The organism is Mammaliicoccus sciuri, assembly GCF_025561425.1.
Lineage (GTDB): Bacteria > Bacillota > Bacilli > Staphylococcales > Staphylococcaceae > Mammaliicoccus > Mammaliicoccus sciuri_A.
This window is the reverse complement of record NZ_CP094824.1, coordinates 1,495,843-1,517,795: the sequence shown is the minus strand read 5'-3', so window position 1 is coordinate 1,517,795 and position 21,953 is coordinate 1,495,843. Positions and strand designations below refer to the sequence as shown.

The window sequence follows — 21,953 nt, the reverse complement described above, 5'->3', positions numbered from 1 at the left end:
TTTACTATTTCTGATTTTTGCTTCCGTAAATGTCGGTCAAGGCTTGTAACTTTTTTTGATAAGCTATACCTGCCTTTAACGTCTCATTTTCATTTCTAAGTCTTTCAAGTTCTTCACGTTCATTTTCATTTAAAGGTAAATTTTTATTATCTGATTTAGATCGTTTTTTAGTCATAGTGTGAGATCATCCCTTTTGTTTATTATCTATATCAAGACGACACTTTTCATCAAATTGATGTTGCCAATTGGCAATGATAATAGGATTAATAATTCTAAAGTGATTCGCAGTATCTTGATAAGATAACATATTTTCTTGTCTAAATTTTAAAACAGATAATTTAAATTCGCTAGTATAAACAGTATTTCTACTTTTTATTTCTAAACCTTCTTCTCCAAACTCTTTATATTGATTGACCCAAATCCGAAGGACAGACCAACTTGAAATACCATATTTTAAAGCAATTGTTCTATAACTTTGATGTCCTTCTAAATATTCTTTTACAAGTTTTAGTTTGAATTTAAATTCATATTTTTTCCTCATTAGAATGCACCCCAATATTTTGATTTGTTTAGTTCAAATATTTGGGTTCACATCAATAATTCACCCGTTTCTGGATTAACTACATATGTCTTTTTAGTTTTAGATGTACCGTTTTGTCCTTCTTGAACAGTTGTTGGTGCATCTGTAACTAACTTATTAGGATTAGCACGATAAATTGTTTCAAAAGGTGTAGTCTCGTCTGCAACTTCAACGTTATTTATACCAACGACTTTTTCAACAGGTTTATCAGTATCTTTAACATATCTAGTATCTGATTCACCAGTTACACGGTTTGTAAATGTGTATTGAACATCATCTTTACCTTCTTTGATAACTGTTTCTTCTTTAAAAGCCTTAGTTTCATCAGGTTGTGCTTGGTATTTAACTAGTCTAGGTACTGAAACTTCCTCAATAGTGTTAACAATCAATACAAAACGTTGACTCTTACCTAAGTCTAGCGTTTTAATTGATTTTTCCTCACCATATCCTGGAGTAGTGTATTCAGTTGTAAATTTGTCATCATGTGATATTGAACTTAAGTCAGAATGTGTTCCGTTTATTCTAGTAGAAAAACTAGTTACGTTATCCCAAACATGTGAAACATTACTTTCAATGTCTGAATCATAATGACCTTTTCCACTATATTCACGTGCATCCCAAGCTCTAACTTGATGGTTACCAGTCCATTTAATCATATTTTGCTTACCAATTTGACCTTGCATTAAAGCAACATTGTCTTTTGGATGAGTAGTTGTACCAGCTTCGCCACCTGTTACGACACCTGTACGTTGTAAGTTAAGGTATTTAACAGTACCATCAATGAAAATACCTCTTTCATCATCGCCACCACCAATATTGACAAATCTAACTAGTTCAGAACCATAATCTGGGTTGTCAGATTTTATATCGAATGTTGAATTTTCTTTCAAATTGATTCTAGCTTTGGTAGCACCAGATGCAGGCATTACAAGAACGGCATTATCTTTACTTTGACCGCCTAATTGGTGATTGATTGCATTTACTTTAAATACTGCATTATTTAAAACGTTAATTTCTGAGTTTGAATTTAAACCAATTAGATTGCCGTTTCTACCCGTAGTACCAGCATTGCGTTTCGAATCCGATTTTGCATTGAATACAGCATCTTGTTCAATATTAAATACAGAAGCACTCTGCATATCTAAAATGTTACCATTACCTTTTTGATTAATTGTAACTATAGTACGTTTACCTGTATTTAACATACCATTATCAGCACCATAGTCAAAGATATTTTGACCTGTTAAATTAATATTACTGTCGTCACCTAAAACAATACGTACACCTTTTCCACTTGTAGAGAAAATAGTATGTGCATAATCCTGGTCCCATGGATTTTCAGAAGATGTGTTTAAATTAACTGTTGAGTGATGACCAAATGAAAGGTTACCGTTAAGGTATTTTCTAGCGTTATTCATTTCTTTATTATCACCATAGACTTGGAATAATTTTCCTTTAGTATTCATGTCCATGTTGATGATACTATTCTGAGATGATTTAATAACATTTGCACCGATTGTAATGTTTTTATCTTTACCACTTTGGCCATTGTTATGACTTGTGAAAGTTTCTAGTAAGTTAACTTCTAATTTTTCGTCATTAATTAATGTTCCACCAGTATGTGTAATGTTTCTTAAGTTAAGAACATTATCATGTGAGCCGTTTTTAAACATGATAAAACCCTTATTATCACCATTAAGTTCATTGTTACTGATACTAGCTGTTCTGATTTCACCATTATTAAATGTGAAACTCCAAGCTGGTTGGTTTTTACCATTTGCAGGTACTTCGATGAAGTTATCTTGTGCATCGAATACGTGACTATTTAAGTTAACAGTTATCGCTCTTGGATTGTTACTTAATGTAATATGGTTAAATTTAGCACCTGCTGGTCCTCTTGTAGCTGCAGGCATTGAGATATTTTGAGTGAAATTGATTGTTCCAACATTTCTGTCTTCAAGTGCTCTAAAGTACTCAACCCAGTTACTTACATTACGTGTTTGAAGTTCTGCTGCTCGAAATACACTGCTGTAACTTTCACCTGATCTTGGTGCTTGTCTTGAAGGTTGTTCTAATGTTGTTGCTTCGACTTTGTCTTTGTTTTGATCATTAACAATGTCTTCAAGTGATTTAGATGACACGCTGCTTGTATCTACATCAGAAATTGTATTTGTAACTGTTGCTTCTACTGTTGGTGTATCTACTGCAGGTGTTTCTTCAACACTTGCTGGTTGTACTGCATCTACAGTATTAACTGCTGGTTCTGCAGTTTCTGTTGCTGCTTCTGTAATTGTTTCTTCTTTAGCTACTTCTGTTGATTCAGCTTTTGGTTGTTCTGCTTTTTCAGCAGTTTCAACTTTATCAGCTTCTGGTGCTACTGTATCAACTTTTGTTGCTTCTTCTGTTGATGCTTCTTCTGTAGTTGATTTATCTTCTGTTGTTGATTCTTCGATAGTTGTTGTATCTTGTGTTGTTTCATCAACTGCAGGTGCTTCGGTAGTTGCTTCTTCTTGTGGTTGTTCTGCTGGTATTTCAGCTGTACCGATTTCTTTAGTTTCTTCTACATTTGATGATGTTTCTTCAATTGCAGATGCTTCTTCAACTGGATCTGTTGATTTGCCTTCTGCTTTTTCTTCTTGTGCATGTTTTTGAATTACATTTTCAGATGCAAAAGCATCATGAGTTGGTAAGCCTAAGAATATAAGCGTACCAATCAGTATCGAACACGTTCCTACTGTGTAATTACGGATACTAAACTTCTGTAATTTCCGTTGCTTATCCATTAGCAAGCCCCTTTACTATAAAATTTCATAAAAGGCAACTTTACTCATGGCTGAGTTTCTTCCGTTACTATTTTGTCTCTATCTCATTAGTAATGTGTTCAATATATATTCTATTTAATGAATCTCAGATATATGAGTGAAGTGCACACTATTAATATGTGAATGGTCGTGCGAAACTAACTCTCCCTCCGTTAAGATTATTCACACATAAGATATGAACAAAAATATATTTCGTTCTGAATTAGTATATCATTTTTAATGTCGATTTCAAATACTATTTATAACTAACTCTATAAATTATATATACTATTTTTACAACTTGTAATATTATGTACAATTTTGATGAAGAATTATTAAGTCTGAAATAAAGATATTATAACCATTTATTGAAGTCTGTTTATCGTTCGTGTAAATTAGATGAGAAGGTAAATAATTTGAAAGAGTTGATTGAAATGCCACAAATATATTTTGACGCCGCTTCTAAAGGTAATCCTGGAGAGAGTTGTTGTGCATGCGTCATTATTACGGATGATGCGAGACATCATTTTACGTCATCCCTAGGTGAAATGGATAATCATCGTGCTGAATGGGAAGCGTTAATCTTCTCTATTCAACATGCGATTGAATTAGAAGTTGGTAATGCGTTGATTTATACAGATTCGAAATTAATTGAAGATAGTATTGATAAAGATTATGTCAAAAATCCTACGTTCAAACCCTACTTCGAGCTATTTAAAGAATTAGAACGTCAATTTGATTTAATATTTGTTAAGTGGATTCCAAGAGCTCAAAATAAAGAAGCGAATCAATTGGCACAAACTGCCTTAAGAAAACAATTAAAGCATAAATAAAAAGCATATCACGACGGCGCGTGATATGCTTTTTGTGTTTAATTATAAGAAGTTTGTTGTTAAATATTTACTTGATACGAATAATTCGTGCTCATTACAGATTTCGATTGATTGTTCGATTTCATGATGATATGTCATTTGATTCAGTAAATCTTCTGTTTCTAATGGTACATCTGTATGAATTTGAGCAAGTTGTTTCGACATAGCTAAGTCATCTCGATATGTGATGATTTTCTTTTGTTGACCTGCTGTTAATTCATTAATGTTTTCAAGAACATTTTCAACAGATTGATATTGTTGTATCAATTTAATCGCTGTTTTCTCACCGATACCTTTAACACCTGGATAACCATCAGCTGTGTCACCCATAAATGCTTTAACATCAATTAATTGATGTGGCTCTAAACCATACTCTTCTCTAAACTTATGAATATCATATTTGTTGTAAATATTGAATCCTTTTTTCGTCAGCCATATATCCACATCTGTATTAATACATTGTAATAAGTCACGGTCACCACTCACGACATATGTTTCATGTCCTTTTTCTTGAGCGCGTTTACTAATTGTCCCGATGACATCATCCGCTTCATAATTCGTAATACCTAAATTGAGTAGTCCTAATTTCTCAGCGATTTCTTTCGCTCGGTCAAATTGTGGAATCATTTCTTCAGGTGGTGCAACTCTATTTGACTTATATGCTTCAAACATATCATTTCTGAAAGTCTTAGATCCCATATCCCAACATACGGCAACGTGTGTCGGTTTAATATCATTGATCACTGTATAAGAATGTCTAATAAATCCTTGTACAGCATTCGTAGGAATTCCTTTAGAATCTCTCATAAATTGTTTATGAATGCTTGTAGCATAAAAATGTCTAAATAATAAAGCCATACCATCTATTAATAATATTTTGTTACTCATATTGTGCTCCTTTATATCTCTTTTAAGACGTTTTCGATTTTTTCTATGACATCATTATCAATATTTACAGATAAGTAATCTTCAATGAGATGAATCGTCTCTTCATTATACTGATCGATGTACGACTCACCTATTGTATCATAATGTGCCAAATTTTTAGTTAACGCTTCATTAAACGTCACGATTGGATGGTCGATAAGCTTCATTGTATCATTTAAAATTGCATTTTGTGTTTCTTTTACTTTAGATGTCTTAATTAAATCTTTCTTACTCACCGAACTGATTGTTTGTTTCACAATATCTTGAACGTGAATGCTGATTGGTTCTGGATTGATTTCATTTTCAAAGTCATGTTTAAACTTAGAGATTAAAATAGAAGCATCATTTAATTCAACAATTGTTGGTGTTAATAAATCATCAAATATTCTCGCATAAAAATTCTTCAATCTTTCTACGATAAGTGAACTTTCTAAACTTAATTTCTGGTTTAAATCATCTACATAATATTTCGTACTCATTTGTAGAGATTGTTTAAATTGATCCGTAACAGTAGATGTATTGAAATGTTTTTTGACGATATCATTTAATTGTATATTCAATCTGTCTTTCAAGTAATACAGTTGATCATGAATTTCTTTTTCTAGTTGATGATGTGATTTAATCACAATTTGATTAGTGAAGTTCTGTTTATCTTTATAACTGAGTAAAGTTGACTTTCTCTTTTCAAGTTGTGCTTTATCTTGTCTATACGTATGCACCATTTGTTCTAATTCATTCGTCAGTTGTTTAATTCTAGATTCTACTTGTGACTTTAGAACTTGTTTACTTTCAACTTTAACAAAGTGATCTAAATCGTCCATAAGACGTTTGAACTCGTCATCATGTGATTTCAGTGCTTGTTTACTTGAAACTGGATAACATTCTGGTTTGATGTTCAATGCATCTAATGATGATTCTACGTAAGATATAACAGCTTTTTTATCTTCTTCAGATTCTGCTAAATCAATGGCGTTAATGACAAATTTCAAACCTTGTGATTGTTGTAAATTATTCATATCACGCATGTATGTTAAGAATTCACCGTCTTTATCAGTAAAGGCGTGATTATAATAACTCACATAAATAATTAAGTCACTTGATGCAATGATTTGTTCTGTCTCTCTCGTATGTCTTTGGTTGTTAGAATTAAGTCCTGGTGAATCGATTATAATCTTGTCTTTTAACCATGCTTCTTCAAGTCTTAAATTAATTTTGTATACAAATGCAGCATGTGTATCATCAGCTGTTAACTTTTCTAATTCTTCTATATCGAATGTGACAGATTTGCCTTCTTTTAAGATATCTTTGTAATGGTTAAAGTTCGTCTCGATTGCTTCAAAGAATGCTAAATGATTACTAGATAATGAAGGATGTTGTTTAATCTCTTTATCGTCAATAAACGATTCAATTGTTGAGTACTGTTTATTGGCGTACTCTGTTATATGATTAATCTCTTCTAATAATTGCTCATAAGTCTTAAAAGTTACTTCTTGTTCAGTACCGTAGCTGATTTCAGTAATACTTGCTGTTGTAGGATTTGGTGAACTTAGCAGCACGGGCTTTTGTAAAATAGCATTAATTAAACTACTCTTTCCTGCACTAAATGTTCCGAATACAGCAATCTTTGTGATGTTATGCTCTATTCTTTCGACTTGGCTTTCGATATTATGAACTTCACCTTCAAATAAAGGCAGTTTCTTTAAATGATTGATTTGATTTTTAAGTTGTTGCAGATTATTTTCTTGATGTTCTGTTTGAACTTCTTTGTATTGTTGTTTCGTTTCTTTCTTATCTTCTAGGTCCAGGTCATTTATATGAATAAAATGTCTATCTATTAATTTATCGATAGATTCATCAAGATGAATATAATAATGTTGATAATTGTTTGTGATAAGTGATGTTTTTAAATTCTTAAATTCAACATATGTTTCATATTCATTTAATTGATTCGTTTCTTCATTAGACTCGTTATGCACTTCACTCGAATTAACGATTTCTTCTATTAATTGATTTGTTTCATTGCGTATTTTTCGATTAATCATTTCTGTAATGCCTTTAGAATAAGTCAACACGTAATCATTTGTAATGGACGTTTGTTCTTGTACGTGACCACTTAATTCTTCTTTACTAATCGTATATTGCTGGTTGATGATTTTCTCGAATAAGTCCGCATCTTGAATGTATTTGTTTAAGTTCTCTAATGATTTAATCCATACTTTTGTAATTTCATCGTGAATTTTGATGTCTAAAGCTTCTTTCACTTGTTCAAGCGTTTCATCTTGAATCATCGCTTTCTTTTTATCTTTATTAAATAGCCCTTTCACTTTGTAGTCCTTAGCTGTTGTTTCTAAATAGTGACGAATCGTTTCTCGCATTTCATATGGCATCAAATAAGCGTTATCTAAAATTTCTTTGCGCTTTTCTTTTAAATTTGAAGTGAACTGATCTTTATCTTGAATTAATGATTGTTCACTTTGGACATTGAATTTCTCTTTGTATGCTTGATAATCGTCATCGAACGTTTCTTCAGTAGAATCAATATCAGAAAGAATCGTTTCCATATGTTGATTAATATATTTCAGCTGTTCTTGTTTAATGTAATTCGTCACACGGTCTATAAATATTTGGTGTTCTGATCGTTGTTGATCAAGCTGATGGATATATTGATTAAATAACTGCTTCTCATTGTTAGGCGTATCATATTTAGAAACATAAAATATCTTCTCTAAATTCAGTTTCCAATCTGTAACGGCTTTGTTGACACGATTTTTATAAGTATCAAATGAGATTTCATCTTCGTCATGTTTGTCGACTTGGTTGACTACCAATATAACCGGAATATCCAACTTGTTTAATGATTTAATAAAATTAAAATTCATATCCGACTGCACATGGTTATAGTCTACTGTATAAAATACATAATTAGATGTCAGCAAATATTGAAAAGCACTTTCTCTATGATTGTCACTCATTGAATCGACACCAGGCGTATCTTGGAAAGTAAAGCCTTTATTGAATTTATCTGATGTAAATTCAATTTCAATAGATTCCACTTTTCCATCTTCGGTATTAAGCCTTTTAACATCTTCTTGATTATCTACAACTGTATATTGATTGTTGTTTAAATTAACGGAAATGCTGTTTTTATCTGAAGAAATCAGTTGTGCTGTGTTGCTTGTCGTTGGAACAGGAGAACTTGGTAATATATTTTGTCCGATAACATTGTTAATTAATGTAGATTTCCCTGCTGAAAAATGTCCGACAAAACTCACTGTATATTGTTCGTTATATATTTTTTTAATCATTTCATTGATTTGTTTAATTAATGGTTGGTTAGATGACTTTTCAATTTCTTTTTTTAATTTATAAAGTAAATCTAATGATGCTTGATTACGATCCATTTTAATTCCCCTTTATTTTCACACAAATAATTTAAATAGTGTGATTTACATCACATTAATTTTTTAATCTCTATTCTATTATAAATAATGAAGAGAATATAAGAAAGGATGAATAAAATGACAGTCCAAAATAATGACCTAAACAAGAAGACTGATGACCACTCTCATGATGATTTGGATTTAAGAGGCACACTGTATTCAGTTTTCACATTGGGAGGCATCTTTGCAGTATTATGGGTAATTTGTTTTATTTTATTTTTAGTAAGAATTTAAGGGGTGAAATCTGTGCATAAATACGAAAAGTTATGGCTAAAAGTCGGCATAAGCTCATTAGTCATTTTCTTAACAATTTTGATGATTACAGGTTTGCATAATGGACACACGCCAGCCGCTTCTGGTAGAGACTATGTTAATCCTGATAAAGTCGATCAAATCGAACCTTTCAACAAACCAGGTTTACACAAAGTTAGCGGCAAAGATTACGACTATGAATTAGTGATTCTTGCTTCAGCTTTCAATTATCAGCCAGGTAAAGTCGAAATTCCTAAAGGTTCAAAAGTAAAAATCATTGCGACAAGTAAAGATACTTTGCATGGATTTAGTTTACCAGGCACAAACGTCAACATGATGTTAGAACCTGGACATATTAGTGAATATTACAAGACATTCAATGAGAAACGCGAATATTTAATCATCTGTAATGAATATTGTGGTATCGGACATGCAGATATGAAGTCGATGATAAAGGTTGTGGATAAAAAATGATAACACGATTAAATAAGAATGATAGCAGACTTGTAATGGCGCATATGTATGTAGCCATTGGTTGTTTAGTCCTTGGTGGATTAGCAGGTTTGTTACAAACATTAGTAAGATCAGGATATTTACAATTACCTAAACAAATTTCTTATTATCAAATCTTAACAGTGCACGGTATTGTATTAGCATTGGTACTGACAACTTTCTTTATCTTAGGCTTTCAATTTTCTGCAGTAGCTAAGACATCTGGACATTTAACGTCTGTACAAAGAAAGTTCGGTTGGGTTGGATTTTGGGTAATGATTATTGGTACGCTCATGGCAGCAACAATGGTTCTATTAAACAAAGCCACTGTTTTATATACTTTTTATGCACCATTAAAAGCACATGCTATTTTCTATATTGGTATGGCGCTTGTTGTTGTAGGTAGCTGGATTTCTACAGTTGGACAAATTTTAAAATATGTAGAGTTTAAGAAGAAGAATCCAGGTAAGAAATCTCCCCTATTAAGCTACATGGTAGCAATCAACGGGGTAATGTGGATTGTATGTTCATTAGGTGTTGCTGCGACAGTACTTCTTCAATTAATTCCTTGGTCATTAGGTTTAGTTGAAAGAGTAGATGTAACATTAAGTAGAACATTATTTTGGTATTTTGGTCATGCACTTGTTTATTTCTGGTTGTTACCAGCTTACATGTGTTGGTATGCAATTGTACCAAAGATTATCGGTGCAAAAGCATTCTCTGACAACTTAGCAAGAATGTCATTTATGCTATTCTTATTCTTCAGTATTCCAGTTGGGATACACCACCAATTAGTTGAACCAGGTATTGATGATACATGAAAATACCTACAAGTTGTATTAACATTTATGGTTGTCATTCCTTCAATGATGACAGCATTTAGTTTGTTTGCAACATTTGAAAATTACGGACGTTCTAAAGGATATAAAGGATTATTTACATGGTTTAAATCTTTACCATGGAATGACGCAAGATTCGTATTACCATTCTTAGGTATGTTAGCCTTTATCCCAGGTGGCGCAGGTGGTTTAGTAAACGCATCTGCACAAATGAACGGATTAATTCATAATACAATTTGGGTAACTGGACACTTCCATTTAACAATCGCTTCAGCGGTCATCATGACATTCTTCGGAATTATGTACTGGTTAATACCTCATTGTACAGGTAGAAAACTAACTAAATTCACAAATAAATTAGCGCTTATGCAAGGTTATACTTGGGCAATTGGTATGACAATTATGAGTGGCGCGATGCACTACGTTGGATTAGTAAAAGGTGCACCAAGAAGATCAACATATTCAGAATATGGCGGTGCTAAACAAGCTGCTGAATGGATACCATATCAAGTACTACAAGCAGTTGGGGGAACAATTTTATTTATTTCTATAATATTAGTCGTAATGGTGTTTATACACTTAGCTTTCTTATCACCTAAAGGCGAAGAAGAATATCCAGTATCAGAAGCATTAGATGAACAACAACCAGTCATTAAATTTGTTGAGAACTGGAGATTCTTAATCATCGTGACAGTATTGCTTATCTTAATCGCATATACTGTCCCTATCGGACAAATGTTCACAGATCCAGCACCAGGAGCCAAAGGATTAGGAGAAGGCAAACTTTGGTAATACTAAATTAATACATTTAACTTAGAACCTTCATACAATGATGAATAATAGGAAGACTGGCAATGAATCTTTAGAAGATGCGTTGCCAGTCTTTTTTTGTATGGGGTTGGTGGTTTCCTCTTTCCTACTATCTATTTATTTCGTTTGCCCCAATATTGATAGTACGTACATTCGATATAGCCGTTAAAGAGTTTTCTTCTTTTTGTGGCTTTCTTACCTACTAATGGTTCAAATTCTTTATAGCTTGTAAGCATATATAATGATGCTTGGTCGTTTTTTTTCATGATTTCGCCTAAGTGTTTGTACATTGCTTCTACTTCACTTCGTTCACCGATACGTTCACCATATGGTGGGTTTCCGATTATTGAAACGGGTCCTTCTGGTACTTCTAAGTTATGAACATCTTGAACTTTAAATTGAATGATGTCCCCTAACCCAACTTCTGTTGCATTGTCTTTCGCAATTTCAACCATTTTAGGATCGATATCACTTGCTATGATATTAATTTCTTTATCATATAATGCCGCATCATCTGCTTCTTGTCTTAATTGGTCATATAAGCCTTCTGGTATGATATCCCAATCTTCACTTGCAAAATCACGGTTAAATCCTGGTGCAATATTTTGAGCGATGAGTGCTGCTTCTATTGCAAGTGTACCTGAACCACAGAATGGATCGATAAATGGTGTTTCACCGCTCCAGTTTGTTAATTTAACTAGTGCTGCAGCTAATGTTTCTTTCATAGGTGCGTCACCTTGTGCTAAACGGTAGCCTCTTTTATGAAGTCCAGCACCTGAAGTGTCGATTGTTAATAAAGCTTCGTCTTTCAGTAATGATACTTCAACTTGGTATTTACTACCTGTTTCATCGATCCAACCTTTAATTTGATACGCATGTTTCAATCTCTCAACTATCGCTTTTTTAACGATTGCTTGACAGTCGGATACGCTGAATAATTTAGATTTAACACTTTTACCTTGAACTGGGAACATACCTTGAGCGCCAATTACATCTTCCCATGGTAATGATTTCGTCTTTTCGAATAATTCGTCAAAAGTTGTTGCATGGAAACGTCCTACTACGATTTTGACTCTGTCAGCAGTTCTTAACCATAAATTTGATTTAACGATTGCTGTTTCATCACCTTCAAAAAGTACGCGACCGTTTTCTACTTTTATTTCATATCCTAATTCTTGAACTTCTCTAGCAACAATTGATTCTAATCCCATTGGACTAGTAGCGAGTAATTGATACATGCATATACTCCTTTATATTTAAATTATCATTATTTACAAATAAAAAGCTCTCCTACTTGGGAGAGCGACACTAGTAAGTGATAAATCTGTAAGCCATGTTTTGTCCTTTAGTACTGCTAACGTGTACTAGTTACACTCGTACGCCAGTGATAATCATCTGTCTGTATGATTACATACCTTCTTATTCCGTTCATTTCCGTCAAAGAAGTGCTCCTACCAATTTTGGATTGCTCACTCGAGGGGTTTACCGCGTTCCACCTTTTACATTTCTGTAAAAGCTACGTCACTGTGGCACTTTCAAACTACTTTAACCATATTATTACTAACTTAGGTTATTTCATTGCCGTCAATTAATTGCCCTGGCTTATTGTTTCGCCAAGCACGAACACTACATTCATCTCAGAATGTGTGAGCATGGACTTTCCTCTACTTAACGTAGCGATTATCTGAAATACCACTCAACAAAGAATTATAGCATAAACAGCGTTAAATAACTATCATTTATTCGCCAAATACTGCTTTTTCAAGATTAGAAATTCGTTTCAAGATATCTACATTATTAGAATTGTATTGTTGAGAGCCTTGTGGTCTGCCTGACGCGACACGGATTCTTAACTGTTCGATTTCTTTTTTAAGTTTAGAATTTTCTTCTGTCAATTTGATGACTTCATTATTTAAATCAGCCATTTTTTGATAGTCTGAAATAATGTCATCTAAAAAAGCATCTACTTCTTCAGTTTTGAAACCTCTTAAACCTCTTTCAAATTCCTTTTCATAAATATCTTTTGCAGATAGCTTTAATGTTACATCAGCCATTTTTACACCTCATTTAATATGATTCGTTGTCATTATTATAATTAAATTCCATAAAGTCTTGTAAATCCATGAATGCAATAACATTATAAGTATAGTTTGTCTTTTCAGCAAAATCAACTAACTTACTTTTGAAGTATTTAGGTGATGCTTCTTGTTCATCATCATAAAATAATATCGTCTTATCGGTATTATCGAGTATAAATTCATTGGCTTGTTGAAATTGGAACCCACCTTGATAGTCACTTTGATGAATCGCATTGACATAGTCTGCTTGTGCAACAATATTTTGGTAAATTTGCTGGTTTGCTTCGTTCCATTTATTATAATGATTTAAAAATGGCGTCAATACCGCAAGTTTCAATTGTGGGTATTTATGTTTCATTTCAATTGTTACTTCAGCTGCCCAAAGTTCAAATCCTAATTGTCCTGAAATGATAACCCACTCCATACCTTCTTCTATTTCTTGCTCAATGATTTCTTTAAGATATGCTTTGATGACTTTTACTTCAGGCTGATCATTTTTGAAAATATTCAGTTCAAACGGTTTGTATCCTGTAAAATATACAGACGTCATGATAAATCACCTATATGGATATAAATATAATTCAAATCATGTTGTACAGCTTTATGCTTTTCAAAGAAGAGTTTCTTACTTGTACGTTTATAATGACATTCTACAGACAACTCTTTGTAGTTACTAATTAAGAGCTGGAATTTCTGTTCATTCATATATTGTAATTTCAATACGGCATCTTGATGAACGGCAAGTTTGTCTAGTAGAACATCGACTTGTTCTACAAACGGTACGACATCTTTATAAAAGTCGTATTCATGATCGTCTTTCGCATGTTGAAAAATATCTAGCATATCATTTAATTTATTTAAAAGATCTTGTATCATCGCTACACCTACTATTAATGAAGTTTGTATTTTAAATGTACTCACGATAAAATGATAACATAACTAGAAAAGTTCTAGAATATTTATGTATCATAAAAAACTTTTGTAACTTATAATGAAATAAGGTATAATATTTAGAGTTTTATGATATGAAGCTAGGTGATGAATTTGAATTATCCAAACGGAAAAAAAGTTACAAAAAATACTTCTAAAGTCTCAATCCAAGATGATCCTAAATATAGTAGAATACAATATGGAAAACGGGGTATGAGATTAGAGGAGGAAATTGATAAATCCAATGAATACTTCAGATTAGAAAATATAGCAGTTATTCATAAGAAACCAACACCTATTCAAATCGTCGATGTTGACTACCCTAAAAGACAAAAAGCTGTCATTAAAGAAGCTTATTTTAGAAAGCCTTCAACAACAGATTATAACGGTGTTTATAATGGATACTATATTGATTTTGAAGCTAAGGAAACGAAAAATAAAACAAGTTTCCCTTTAAATAATATCCACGATCACCAAGTATCACATATGGAACAAGTATTAAACCAAAAAGGTATATGTTTTTTGTTGATAAAATTTAGCTATCATGATAGCGTATTTTTATTGCCTTTTAGGAAGTTTATGGTATATTGGGACAGATATAAATCTGGAGGCAAGAAGTCCATCACGCTTAAAGAGATTGAAAATGATGGTTACTTAATACCAATCCAATTTAAACCAAGAATTAACTACATAACAATAGTTGATCAATTGATAAAAACAGAAAGTGAGGCGCTCAAATGAGTCAATCAAAAGCTTCTAATAGTAAAAATGGTAAAGAACAACCTAAGAAGAGGAATATCAAAAGGACGATAATTAAGTTGTTCGGTATTCTCATGCTAGCATTCTTAGCAATGGTAATCATAGGTGTTCTCGTATTTGCATATTATGCTTGGAAAGCTCCTGCTTTCAATGAAAGTGCGCTTAAAGACCAATTACCAACTAAAATTTATGACAAAAATAATAAACTTGTCACAACCCTTTATATGGGACAAAAGAGAGAACATGTTAAATTTGACGATGTGCCAGATCAGATGAAAGATGCTGTACTCGCAACTGAAGATAATCGCTTCTATGATCACGGTGCATTAGACTACAAACGTTTATCTGGAGCAGTTATGAAGAACTTTACAGGTGGCTTTGGTTCACAAGGTGCATCTACATTAACACAACAAGTTGTCAAACGTTCATTCTTAACAGATAAGAAATCCATCGAAAGAAAAGCTCAAGAAGCTTACCTTTCATATAGATTAGAACAAGAATATTCTAAAGATGAAATCTTTGAAATGTACTTAAACAAAATCTATTACTCAGATGGTATTTACGGTTCTCAAACAGCAGCTAAATATTACTTCAATAAGAAATTAAAAGATTTAAACTTAGCTGAAACAGCTTACTTAGCAGGTTTACCACAAGTTCCAAACCAATATAACATTTACGATAATCCTGAAGCGGCTGAAAAACGTAAAGACACAGTTCTTTATTTAATGGAAAGACACGGTAGAATCACTAAGAAAGAAATGAAAGAAGCGCAAGATACACCTATCGATAAGAACTTAGTTAAACGTACAGTTGAAGAAAGAAATGACTCTATGACGGATACACCTGACAATGAGTACGCTTCTTATATTAACTACGTTAAACAAGAAATTACTCAGAACAAAGCGTTCAAAGATCAATCATTAAATGATATTATGACGAGCGGTCTTAAAATCTACACAAACATGGATAAAGATGTTCAAAAAACATTACAAGAGTCAGTTGATAACGGTACTTTCTACAAGAATAAAGACCAAATTACTGGTTCATCTATAGTAGATACGAAGACTGGTAAATTAGTTGGTATCAGTGGTGGTAAAGATTTCAAAGATGTAGTTGATAGAAACCAAGCAACAGACGTTCATCCTACAGGTTCATCACTTAAACCGATATTAGCTTATGGTCCAGCAATTGAAAATATGCAATATGCGACAAACCATAAGTTCCAAGATGAAAGCGAGTATAATATCAATGGTACTATCTTTAAGAACTATGATGGTCAAGGTCACGGCTCAGTAACAATGGCTGATGCATTAGCAAGATCTTATAACATTCCAGCATTGAAATCTTGGCAAGAAACAAACCAAAACGCTGGTGAAAAAGCAGTTAAAGACTTTGCTTCTAAAGTGAATTTAAATTATAAAGATGAAATTGGACCTTCAGAAGTACTTGGTGGTTCACAATCAGAATTCTCCCCTACTCAATTAGCATCTGCATTTGCGACTATGGGTAATGGCGGAACATATAATGAAGCAAAATCAATTAGAAAAGTTGTCACTCAAGATGATGAAACAATCAAATTCTCAAGCGAAAGCCATAAAGCTATGGAAGACTACACAGCATACATGTTAACTGAAATGCTGAAAGGTACATTCCAAGCATACGGTTCAGCTTATGGATATGGCATTAACGGTGTGAACGTAGCAGCTAAAACAGGTACTGGTACTTATGGTGATCAAGTATATAGTGAATATCAATTACCTGAAAATGCAGCGAAAGACGTTTGGATTACAGGTTATACACCACAATACACTATGTCAGTTTGGATGGGCTTTAACAAAGTTAAAAAATACGGTGAGAACTCATTCTTAGGACATGATGAACAAGTTAAACCACAAATATTATTCAATGAAGTTATGTCAGAAATCTCTAATTATGATGGTGCAGACTTCGAAAAACCAGATTCAGTAACAGGAAGCGGTAAAAGCTTAAGTGTTGCAGGTAACGAAGACAATAATACAACATCAAGCTCATCACCTAGCACTGGTAATAGAAGTAATCAGCAAAATAACTATAACTTCTCAAACAATAATAATAATGTAACAACAAACGAACCACAGACGAATTCAAATTCATCTACAACACAACAAAACAATACACAACAACAGTCATCTACTAATCAGAACGTAACAACAGAAGAACAAACGACAGAAACACCAACATCTGAAGAATCAGAATCTGATTCAGACTCTGACAATAGTAGTTCAACCTCAGATGCAGCAAAACAAGCTGCCAAAGAAGAGAAAGATGACTAAGATTTAGAAAAAGCATCACATCCGGTAAAGGATGTGATGCTTTTTTGATTTATATATTAGTGTGTTAAATTATAGCCGGGCATATCGCATGAAGACTCAAAGTGTATTATTCCCTATAGAGTAGACATTAAAAAAACTAAAACTCTATAGGGGGTATTTTTATGTATAAAACTAGACTACCTGTTAAACTGTATCAGGAAATCTTCGATTTGCATGAAAAGGGTTATTCCTTTCAAAATGTAATTGATAAGTTAAATTTAGATATTAGTGATAGTGTGATTCGATTTAAATATAAAGTGTATAAGCAACATGGTATAACAGCACTTATAAATAAGAATCGAAATAAAATCTATACACGCGAATTTAAAGAAAAAGTTGTTAAAGAATATCTAGAGACTAATAAGACGTATTCAGATCTAGCAGCCTATTACAATATTTCACATCATGCTACTTTAAAAAACTGGGTGGTAAAGTATACTGAAGGAAAGGAAAATAAATCTTATTTTCCATATCTGGAGGTAGACACTATGAATACTAGAAAAACAACATTTGAAGAGAGAATTGAAATAGCTAAATATTGTATTGAAAATAATAGAGACTTTAATAAGACAGCTGAAAAGTACCAAGTTAACTATTCACAAGTCTGTAATTGGGTAAAAAAGTATGAAAAACATGGTGATATTGGTTTAGTAGATGGTAGAGGTAAAGGAAAACCAGTTGAAGCTTTAACTAGAGAAGAAGAACTTGAATTAAAAATAAAAGCACTTGAACAAAGAAATAAATTTCTCCAAATGGAGAATGGGGTATTAAAAAAGCAGGAAGAAATAGAGAGGCAGTTGATGAATCGAAAATCAAGCAAATAGCAGCATACAAGACAATCGAAGCATTAAAAGATAAGTATCCAATCAAATGGATATGCGCCGCACTTGAAATATCGAGAGCAAGTTATTATAAATGGAAAAACAGAGAGGTTTCAGAATCTGAAAGATTCAATAACGAATTAAAAGATGAGATTTTCAGGATTTATCATGAACATGATGGCATATATGGATATCGAAGAATTTATATTTATCTGAGATTATATACTAAATTCCAGGTTAATCATAAACGCGTATATAGAATTATGAAGAAGTATGGATTAAAAGCTGTCATTAGAAAAAAGAGAAGGCAATATAAACTTAGTAAGCCAGAAATCACTTCTCAAAATATCCTAAACAGAAAATTTACAACAAGTAAAGTTAATAAGGTCTGGTTAACAGATGTGACAGAATTTAAATTGAAAAATGGATCTAAAGTGTATTTAAGCGCTATTTATGATTTAGGTGCTAAGAAAGTCATCAGCCATGTAGTCTCATCTCAAAACAATAATAAGCTTGTATACGATACCTTTAACAAAGCCATAATTAAAAGAAATACCGAAGGCATTATATTTCATAGCGACAGAGGATTCCAATATACGAGTGTTCTATTTAGAGAGATGATTAAAAATGCTTCTATGAAGCAAAGCATGTCTCGTGTAGGTAGATGTATTGATAATGGTCCTATGGAAGGCTTTTGGGGGTTACTCAAATCAGAGGTATTCAAAGACAAATCTCAAACATTCAATGATATAAAACACGCCACAAAGCAAATAAATGAATATATAAAATTTTATAATTCTAAAAGAATTTCATTAAAAATGGCTGCGCTTATAAAAGCACAGCCAACATATTGATTACTTTTTTTAGTGTCTACTTGACAGGGTTATGTTCAAAGATATTGTGCGATATGGCCATTAATTTCTATTCTCCGCTTTCACGTTGTGCGGTTCTTTTAAGTTGAATCTGATATCTCGCATTCATTCTAATTAATTCTTCTTTCAATGTTACCATTTGTCTATATCCCATAAAGTGATATATTCTATCGTTTATATAGTGGTAGCGTTCTTCGAAATTCATTGGTATAACTGGATATTCTTCAATATGTGCTATATCAAATGTTTCTATTTGATTGATTTGTTCTATATAAGCGATGATCAAATGATAATATTGATCTAATAATTGGTGCGCTTCATTTGTTTTAAGCTTTTTATTTTTAACAAGTGGCTCTATTTGTTGTTCAAGTTCTATGAAATCATTTTTTTGTATCATGCGCCTTCAACCTTTACTAACCCAGCTTTTAAACGTTTTTGCCCTTCTCTACAATCTGCAAATAATGGACATACTTCGCATTTCGGTTTACGCGCTACACAGTGATAGCGTCCAAAGAATATAAGCTGATGGTGGCTTTTTGTCCATCTTTCTCTTGGAATGATGCTACATAAACGATCTTCAACTTGGCGCACATTGTCTTTAATTCTACATATTGCAAGACGTTTAGATACGCGTTCTACATGTGTGTCTACTGCTAATGATGGTTCCCCAAATGCTACACTCATCACAACATTCGCTGTTTTACGTCCTACGCCAGCTAATGATTCTAATTCTTGATGTGTACTTGGTACGACACCATTAAAATTATCTAGCAATGACTGACAAAGTTTTTGTATATTTTTAGCTTTATTACGGTATAAACCGATTGAACGAATGTCATTTTGTAGTTCTTCTAAACTTACATTTAAATAATCTTCAGGAGTTTTATACTTTTCAAAAAGTGATTTCGTCACTTTGTTAACGAGTATGTCTGTACACTGTGCAGAAAGTAATACTGCGATTGTTAGTTCAAATGGATTATCATGAACGAGTTCACATTCAGCATCTGGAAACATTTCATCAATAACATCCATCATTTCTAATGCTTTCTTTTTACTTATCATAAGGATTCTCCCCATTTACCCAATCAAAAGTCGGTATTAAATTAACATTTTGCTTTACTTTTTTAGTTTGATTAAACTTTTCACTTTCTTCTTTGGAAGATTCAACAGTCGTGATGTTCTTCTTCTTCCAGTTCAATAAGATACGGTCGATATATTTGATGCTGAGTTTGTCTAAACTATGCGCTTCGTTAAGTGCGCTCATAATAAGTTCGTTTGAATGTTTATCAGTATCAATCCAGTGGTTTAATGTTTGTACTTCTAATGGTGTTAATGGTCGACCGAAAGTGGATTCGAATTCTTGGAATAATTTCTTGAATTGTAAGTTTTGATCTTCTACTGTACCTTGTTGCATTGCTTCATTTTTGATTAATGCGAGTTGTTCATACATAGGATCAAATGATATGAATTCATTATATTTATGTTGGTCATCTTTTTCAATTTTAATGTCTATAATTTTTAATTGAGAAAGTTGATTGATGATATGACTTACTTCTTGTATAGATAATGACGTGCCACGTTGGATATCTTCTAGTGGAGGCTGTAAGTTTCGATCATTCTCTTGATCCAGCAATTTAATAAGGATAACGAATTGTTTTTCATTTAATCCTAAATTGGCATAATGATCAAACAAAGCTCTTTGAACAACGACTGGCTTTTCTTTTAACATAGCACTTGTATACATTTTTTCACCTACTTCATTATAAAAATATAGAGTCTGGGATCACTATTTAGCTCCCAGACTCGCATATTATTATGGATATAATCGATTTAATAAACGTGGGAATGGTGCAGTTTCTCTAACGTGTTCTACGCCACTTAACCATGCTACTGTTCTTTCAAGTCCTAAGCCAAATCCACTATGTGGTACACTTCCGTATTTTCTTAAGTCAGTGTAGTAACTATATGCTTCAGGATCTAAACCATGTTCATTAATTCTTTGATTAATTAAATCTAAATCACTAATTCTTTCAGAACCACCAATGATTTCTCCGTAACCTTCTGGTGCGATTAAATCTGCACATAATACAGTGTCTGGATTTTCAGGGTTTGGTTCCATATAGAATGGTTTAATTTTTGTTGGATAATTAATGATAAATACTGGTTTATCATAATGGTTTGCAATTGCTGTTTCATGAGGAGAACCGAAATCGTCGCCCCATTCAATATCATCGAATCCTTCTTGATGTAAGAATTTAATGGCATCATCGTAAGTGATTCTTGGGAATGGTGTTGAAACTTGTTCTAACTTAGAAGTATCTCTTTCAAGAAGTTCTAATTCTAATTTACAATTTGCCAACACAGCTTTAACGATGTGATGAACGTAATTTTCTTGAACTTCTAAGCTTTGGTCATGTTTCATAAATGCCATTTCGCCTTCGATCATCCAGAATTCAATTAAATGTCTTCTTGTTTTTGATTTTTCAGCTCTGAAAGTCGGACCGAAACTAAATACTCTATTATGCGCCATAGCTGCAGCTTCTAAGTATAATTGACCACTTTGAGATAAGAATGCATCTTCATCGAAATATTTCGTATGGAACAATTCACTTGTACCTTCAGGTGCACTACCTGTTAAAATTGGTGGATCGATTTTAGTGAATCCACTTTCGTTAAAGAATTCATATGTCGCACGAATAATTTCGTTTCTAATTTTCATAACGGCATGTTGACGTTTAGAACGTAACCATAAATGTCTGTGATCCATTAAGAATTCTGTACCATGATTTTTCGGTGTGATTGGATAATCATGTGATTCTGAAATGACTTCTACACCACTTACTTGCATTTCATAGCCAAATTTAGAACGGTCATCTTCTGTAATTGTACCCGTAACATAAACAGATGTTTCTTGCGTTAATGATTTAGCTAATTGGAAGATGTCTTCTGATACTTCAGCTTTCACAACAACCCCTTGCATAAATCCTGTTCCGTCTCTTAATTGTAAAAATGCTATTTTCCCACTTGATCGCTTGTTTGCAATCCAAGCACCGATTGTCACTTCTTGATTGACATAATCTTTAGCTTGTTTAATCGTAATATTCATTATTATTTCTCCTATTCAAATAA

The 21,953-nt window shown here is 32.7% G+C and carries 18 protein-coding genes, 1 other RNA gene and 1 pseudogene; 6 read left to right on the top strand and 14 right to left on the bottom strand.

The annotated features are described in order from the left end of the window. Nucleotides 1-4: 4 nt before the first annotated feature. Genes MUA60_RS07880 through MUA60_RS07870 form a run of 3 tightly spaced genes read right to left on the bottom strand, consistent with a single transcriptional unit; the run spans nt 5 to nt 3,363 of the window. Nucleotides 5-175: a hypothetical protein gene (locus MUA60_RS07880; protein WP_262647795.1), complete on the bottom strand. Its 171-nt coding sequence runs from the start codon at nt 173-175 to the stop codon at nt 5-7. A gap of 9 nt (nt 176-184) precedes the next feature. Further along, nucleotides 185-541 (bottom strand): helix-turn-helix domain-containing protein, encoded by a 357-nt coding sequence (locus MUA60_RS07875; RefSeq protein ID WP_262647794.1) that lies wholly within the window; start codon nt 539-541, stop codon nt 185-187. Between the two features lie 47 nt (nt 542-588). Next, nucleotides 589-3,363: an MSCRAMM family adhesin SdrC gene (locus MUA60_RS07870; protein WP_262647793.1), complete on the bottom strand. Its 2,775-nt coding sequence runs from the start codon at nt 3,361-3,363 to the stop codon at nt 589-591. A 452-nt stretch (nt 3,364-3,815) separates the two neighbouring features. Between MUA60_RS07870 and MUA60_RS07865 the strand changes: the two genes are divergently transcribed. Continuing rightward, on the top strand, nt 3,816-4,214 hold the full coding sequence (locus MUA60_RS07865) for a ribonuclease HI family protein (protein WP_262650602.1): 399 nt from the start codon (nt 3,816-3,818) through the stop codon (nt 4,212-4,214). 42 nt (nt 4,215-4,256) lie between these two features. Here the strand turns inward: MUA60_RS07865 and MUA60_RS07860 are convergent, their stop codons facing one another. Continuing rightward, a complete protein-coding gene (locus MUA60_RS07860) occupies nt 4,257-5,141 on the bottom strand; it encodes a 5'-3' exonuclease (protein ID WP_262647792.1) in 885 nt (294 codons plus the stop codon). 11 nt (nt 5,142-5,152) lie between these two features. Beyond that, the gene (locus MUA60_RS07855) at nt 5,153-8,581 is read right to left on the bottom strand and encodes a dynamin family protein (RefSeq protein WP_262647791.1); all 3,429 of its coding nucleotides are present in this window, start codon (nt 8,579-8,581) and stop codon (nt 5,153-5,155) included. Between the two features lie 285 nt (nt 8,582-8,866). On the opposite strand from MUA60_RS07855, the gene MUA60_RS07850 reads away from it, so the two are divergent. Both MUA60_RS07850 and MUA60_RS07845 read left to right on the top strand, forming a co-directional pair. Further along, entirely contained in the window at nt 8,867-9,346 is a 480-nt protein-coding gene (locus tag MUA60_RS07850; protein WP_025905838.1) for a cytochrome c oxidase subunit II, read from the top strand. Continuing rightward, nucleotides 9,343-10,995, top strand: a pseudogene (locus MUA60_RS07845) (b(o/a)3-type cytochrome-c oxidase subunit 1). The gene MUA60_RS07850 and the pseudogene MUA60_RS07845 overlap by 4 nt, the downstream one beginning before the upstream one ends. A gap of 131 nt (nt 10,996-11,126) precedes the next feature. On the opposite strand, the gene MUA60_RS07840 reads toward MUA60_RS07845, so the two are convergent. From MUA60_RS07840 to MUA60_RS07820, 5 genes are all read right to left on the bottom strand, one after another. Further along, the gene (locus tag MUA60_RS07840) at nt 11,127-12,251 is read right to left on the bottom strand and encodes a THUMP domain-containing class I SAM-dependent RNA methyltransferase (protein WP_262647790.1); all 1,125 of its coding nucleotides are present in this window, start codon (nt 12,249-12,251) and stop codon (nt 11,127-11,129) included. A gap of 84 nt (nt 12,252-12,335) precedes the next feature. After that, an RNA gene (rnpB, locus tag MUA60_RS07835) (RNase P RNA component class B) lies at nt 12,336-12,705 on the bottom strand. Between the two features lie 47 nt (nt 12,706-12,752). Further along, nucleotides 12,753-13,067, bottom strand: a complete 315-nt coding sequence (gene gpsB, locus MUA60_RS07830) for a cell division regulator GpsB (RefSeq protein ID WP_243560063.1) — start codon at nt 13,065-13,067, stop codon at nt 12,753-12,755. A 13-nt stretch (nt 13,068-13,080) separates the two neighbouring features. Next, nucleotides 13,081-13,641, bottom strand: coding sequence for an SLOG family protein (locus MUA60_RS07825; RefSeq protein ID WP_262647789.1), 561 nt, complete (start codon nt 13,639-13,641; stop codon nt 13,081-13,083). Further along, nucleotides 13,638-13,967, bottom strand: a complete 330-nt coding sequence (locus MUA60_RS07820; protein WP_262647788.1) for a DUF1798 family protein — start codon at nt 13,965-13,967, stop codon at nt 13,638-13,640. The genes MUA60_RS07825 and MUA60_RS07820 overlap by 4 nt, the downstream gene beginning before the upstream one ends. A gap of 168 nt (nt 13,968-14,135) precedes the next feature. On the opposite strand from MUA60_RS07820, the gene recU reads away from it, so the two are divergent. The 3 genes from recU (at nt 14,136) to MUA60_RS07805 (ending at nt 18,806) form a co-directional block, all read left to right on the top strand. Beyond that, nucleotides 14,136-14,762, top strand: a complete 627-nt coding sequence (gene recU / locus MUA60_RS07815) for a Holliday junction resolvase RecU (RefSeq protein WP_049318846.1) — start codon at nt 14,136-14,138, stop codon at nt 14,760-14,762. Beyond that, nucleotides 14,759-17,092 carry a transglycosylase domain-containing protein gene (locus tag MUA60_RS07810; protein WP_262647787.1) on the top strand — a complete coding sequence of 778 codons (2,334 nt, stop codon included), beginning with the start codon at nt 14,759-14,761 and terminating at the stop codon, nt 17,090-17,092. The genes recU and MUA60_RS07810 overlap by 4 nt, the downstream gene beginning before the upstream one ends. Nucleotides 17,093-17,253: 161 nt before the next feature. Beyond that, nucleotides 17,254-18,806, top strand: a protein-coding gene (locus MUA60_RS07805; RefSeq protein ID WP_262647786.1) for an IS3 family transposase whose coding sequence is annotated in 2 segments (ribosomal slippage) — nt 17,254-17,928 and nt 17,931-18,806 — 1,551 coding nt in all. Because the reading frame shifts where the segments join, the coding sequence is not laid out codon by codon here. Nucleotides 18,807-18,873: 67 nt separating this feature from the next. Here MUA60_RS07805 and MUA60_RS07800 read toward each other — a convergent pair. The 4 genes from MUA60_RS07800 to asnS all read right to left on the bottom strand — a co-directional run bounded on the left by MUA60_RS07800 (nt 18,874) and on the right by asnS (nt 21,930). Further along, complete coding sequence (locus tag MUA60_RS07800) at nt 18,874-19,221, bottom strand: YpoC family protein (protein ID WP_262647785.1); 348 nt, start codon at nt 19,219-19,221, stop codon at nt 18,874-18,876. Then, a complete protein-coding gene (nth, locus tag MUA60_RS07795; protein WP_058611264.1) occupies nt 19,218-19,886 on the bottom strand; it encodes an endonuclease III in 669 nt (222 codons plus the stop codon). The genes MUA60_RS07800 and nth overlap by 4 nt, the downstream gene beginning before the upstream one ends. Beyond that, entirely contained in the window at nt 19,876-20,568 is a 693-nt protein-coding gene (locus MUA60_RS07790) for a DnaD domain-containing protein (protein WP_262647784.1), read from the bottom strand. Before MUA60_RS07790 ends, nth begins: the two co-directional genes overlap by 11 nt. A gap of 69 nt (nt 20,569-20,637) precedes the next feature. Further along, the gene (asnS, locus tag MUA60_RS07785) at nt 20,638-21,930 is read right to left on the bottom strand and encodes an asparagine--tRNA ligase (RefSeq protein WP_025905487.1); all 1,293 of its coding nucleotides are present in this window, start codon (nt 21,928-21,930) and stop codon (nt 20,638-20,640) included. Between the last annotated feature and the right edge of the window lie 23 nt (nt 21,931-21,953).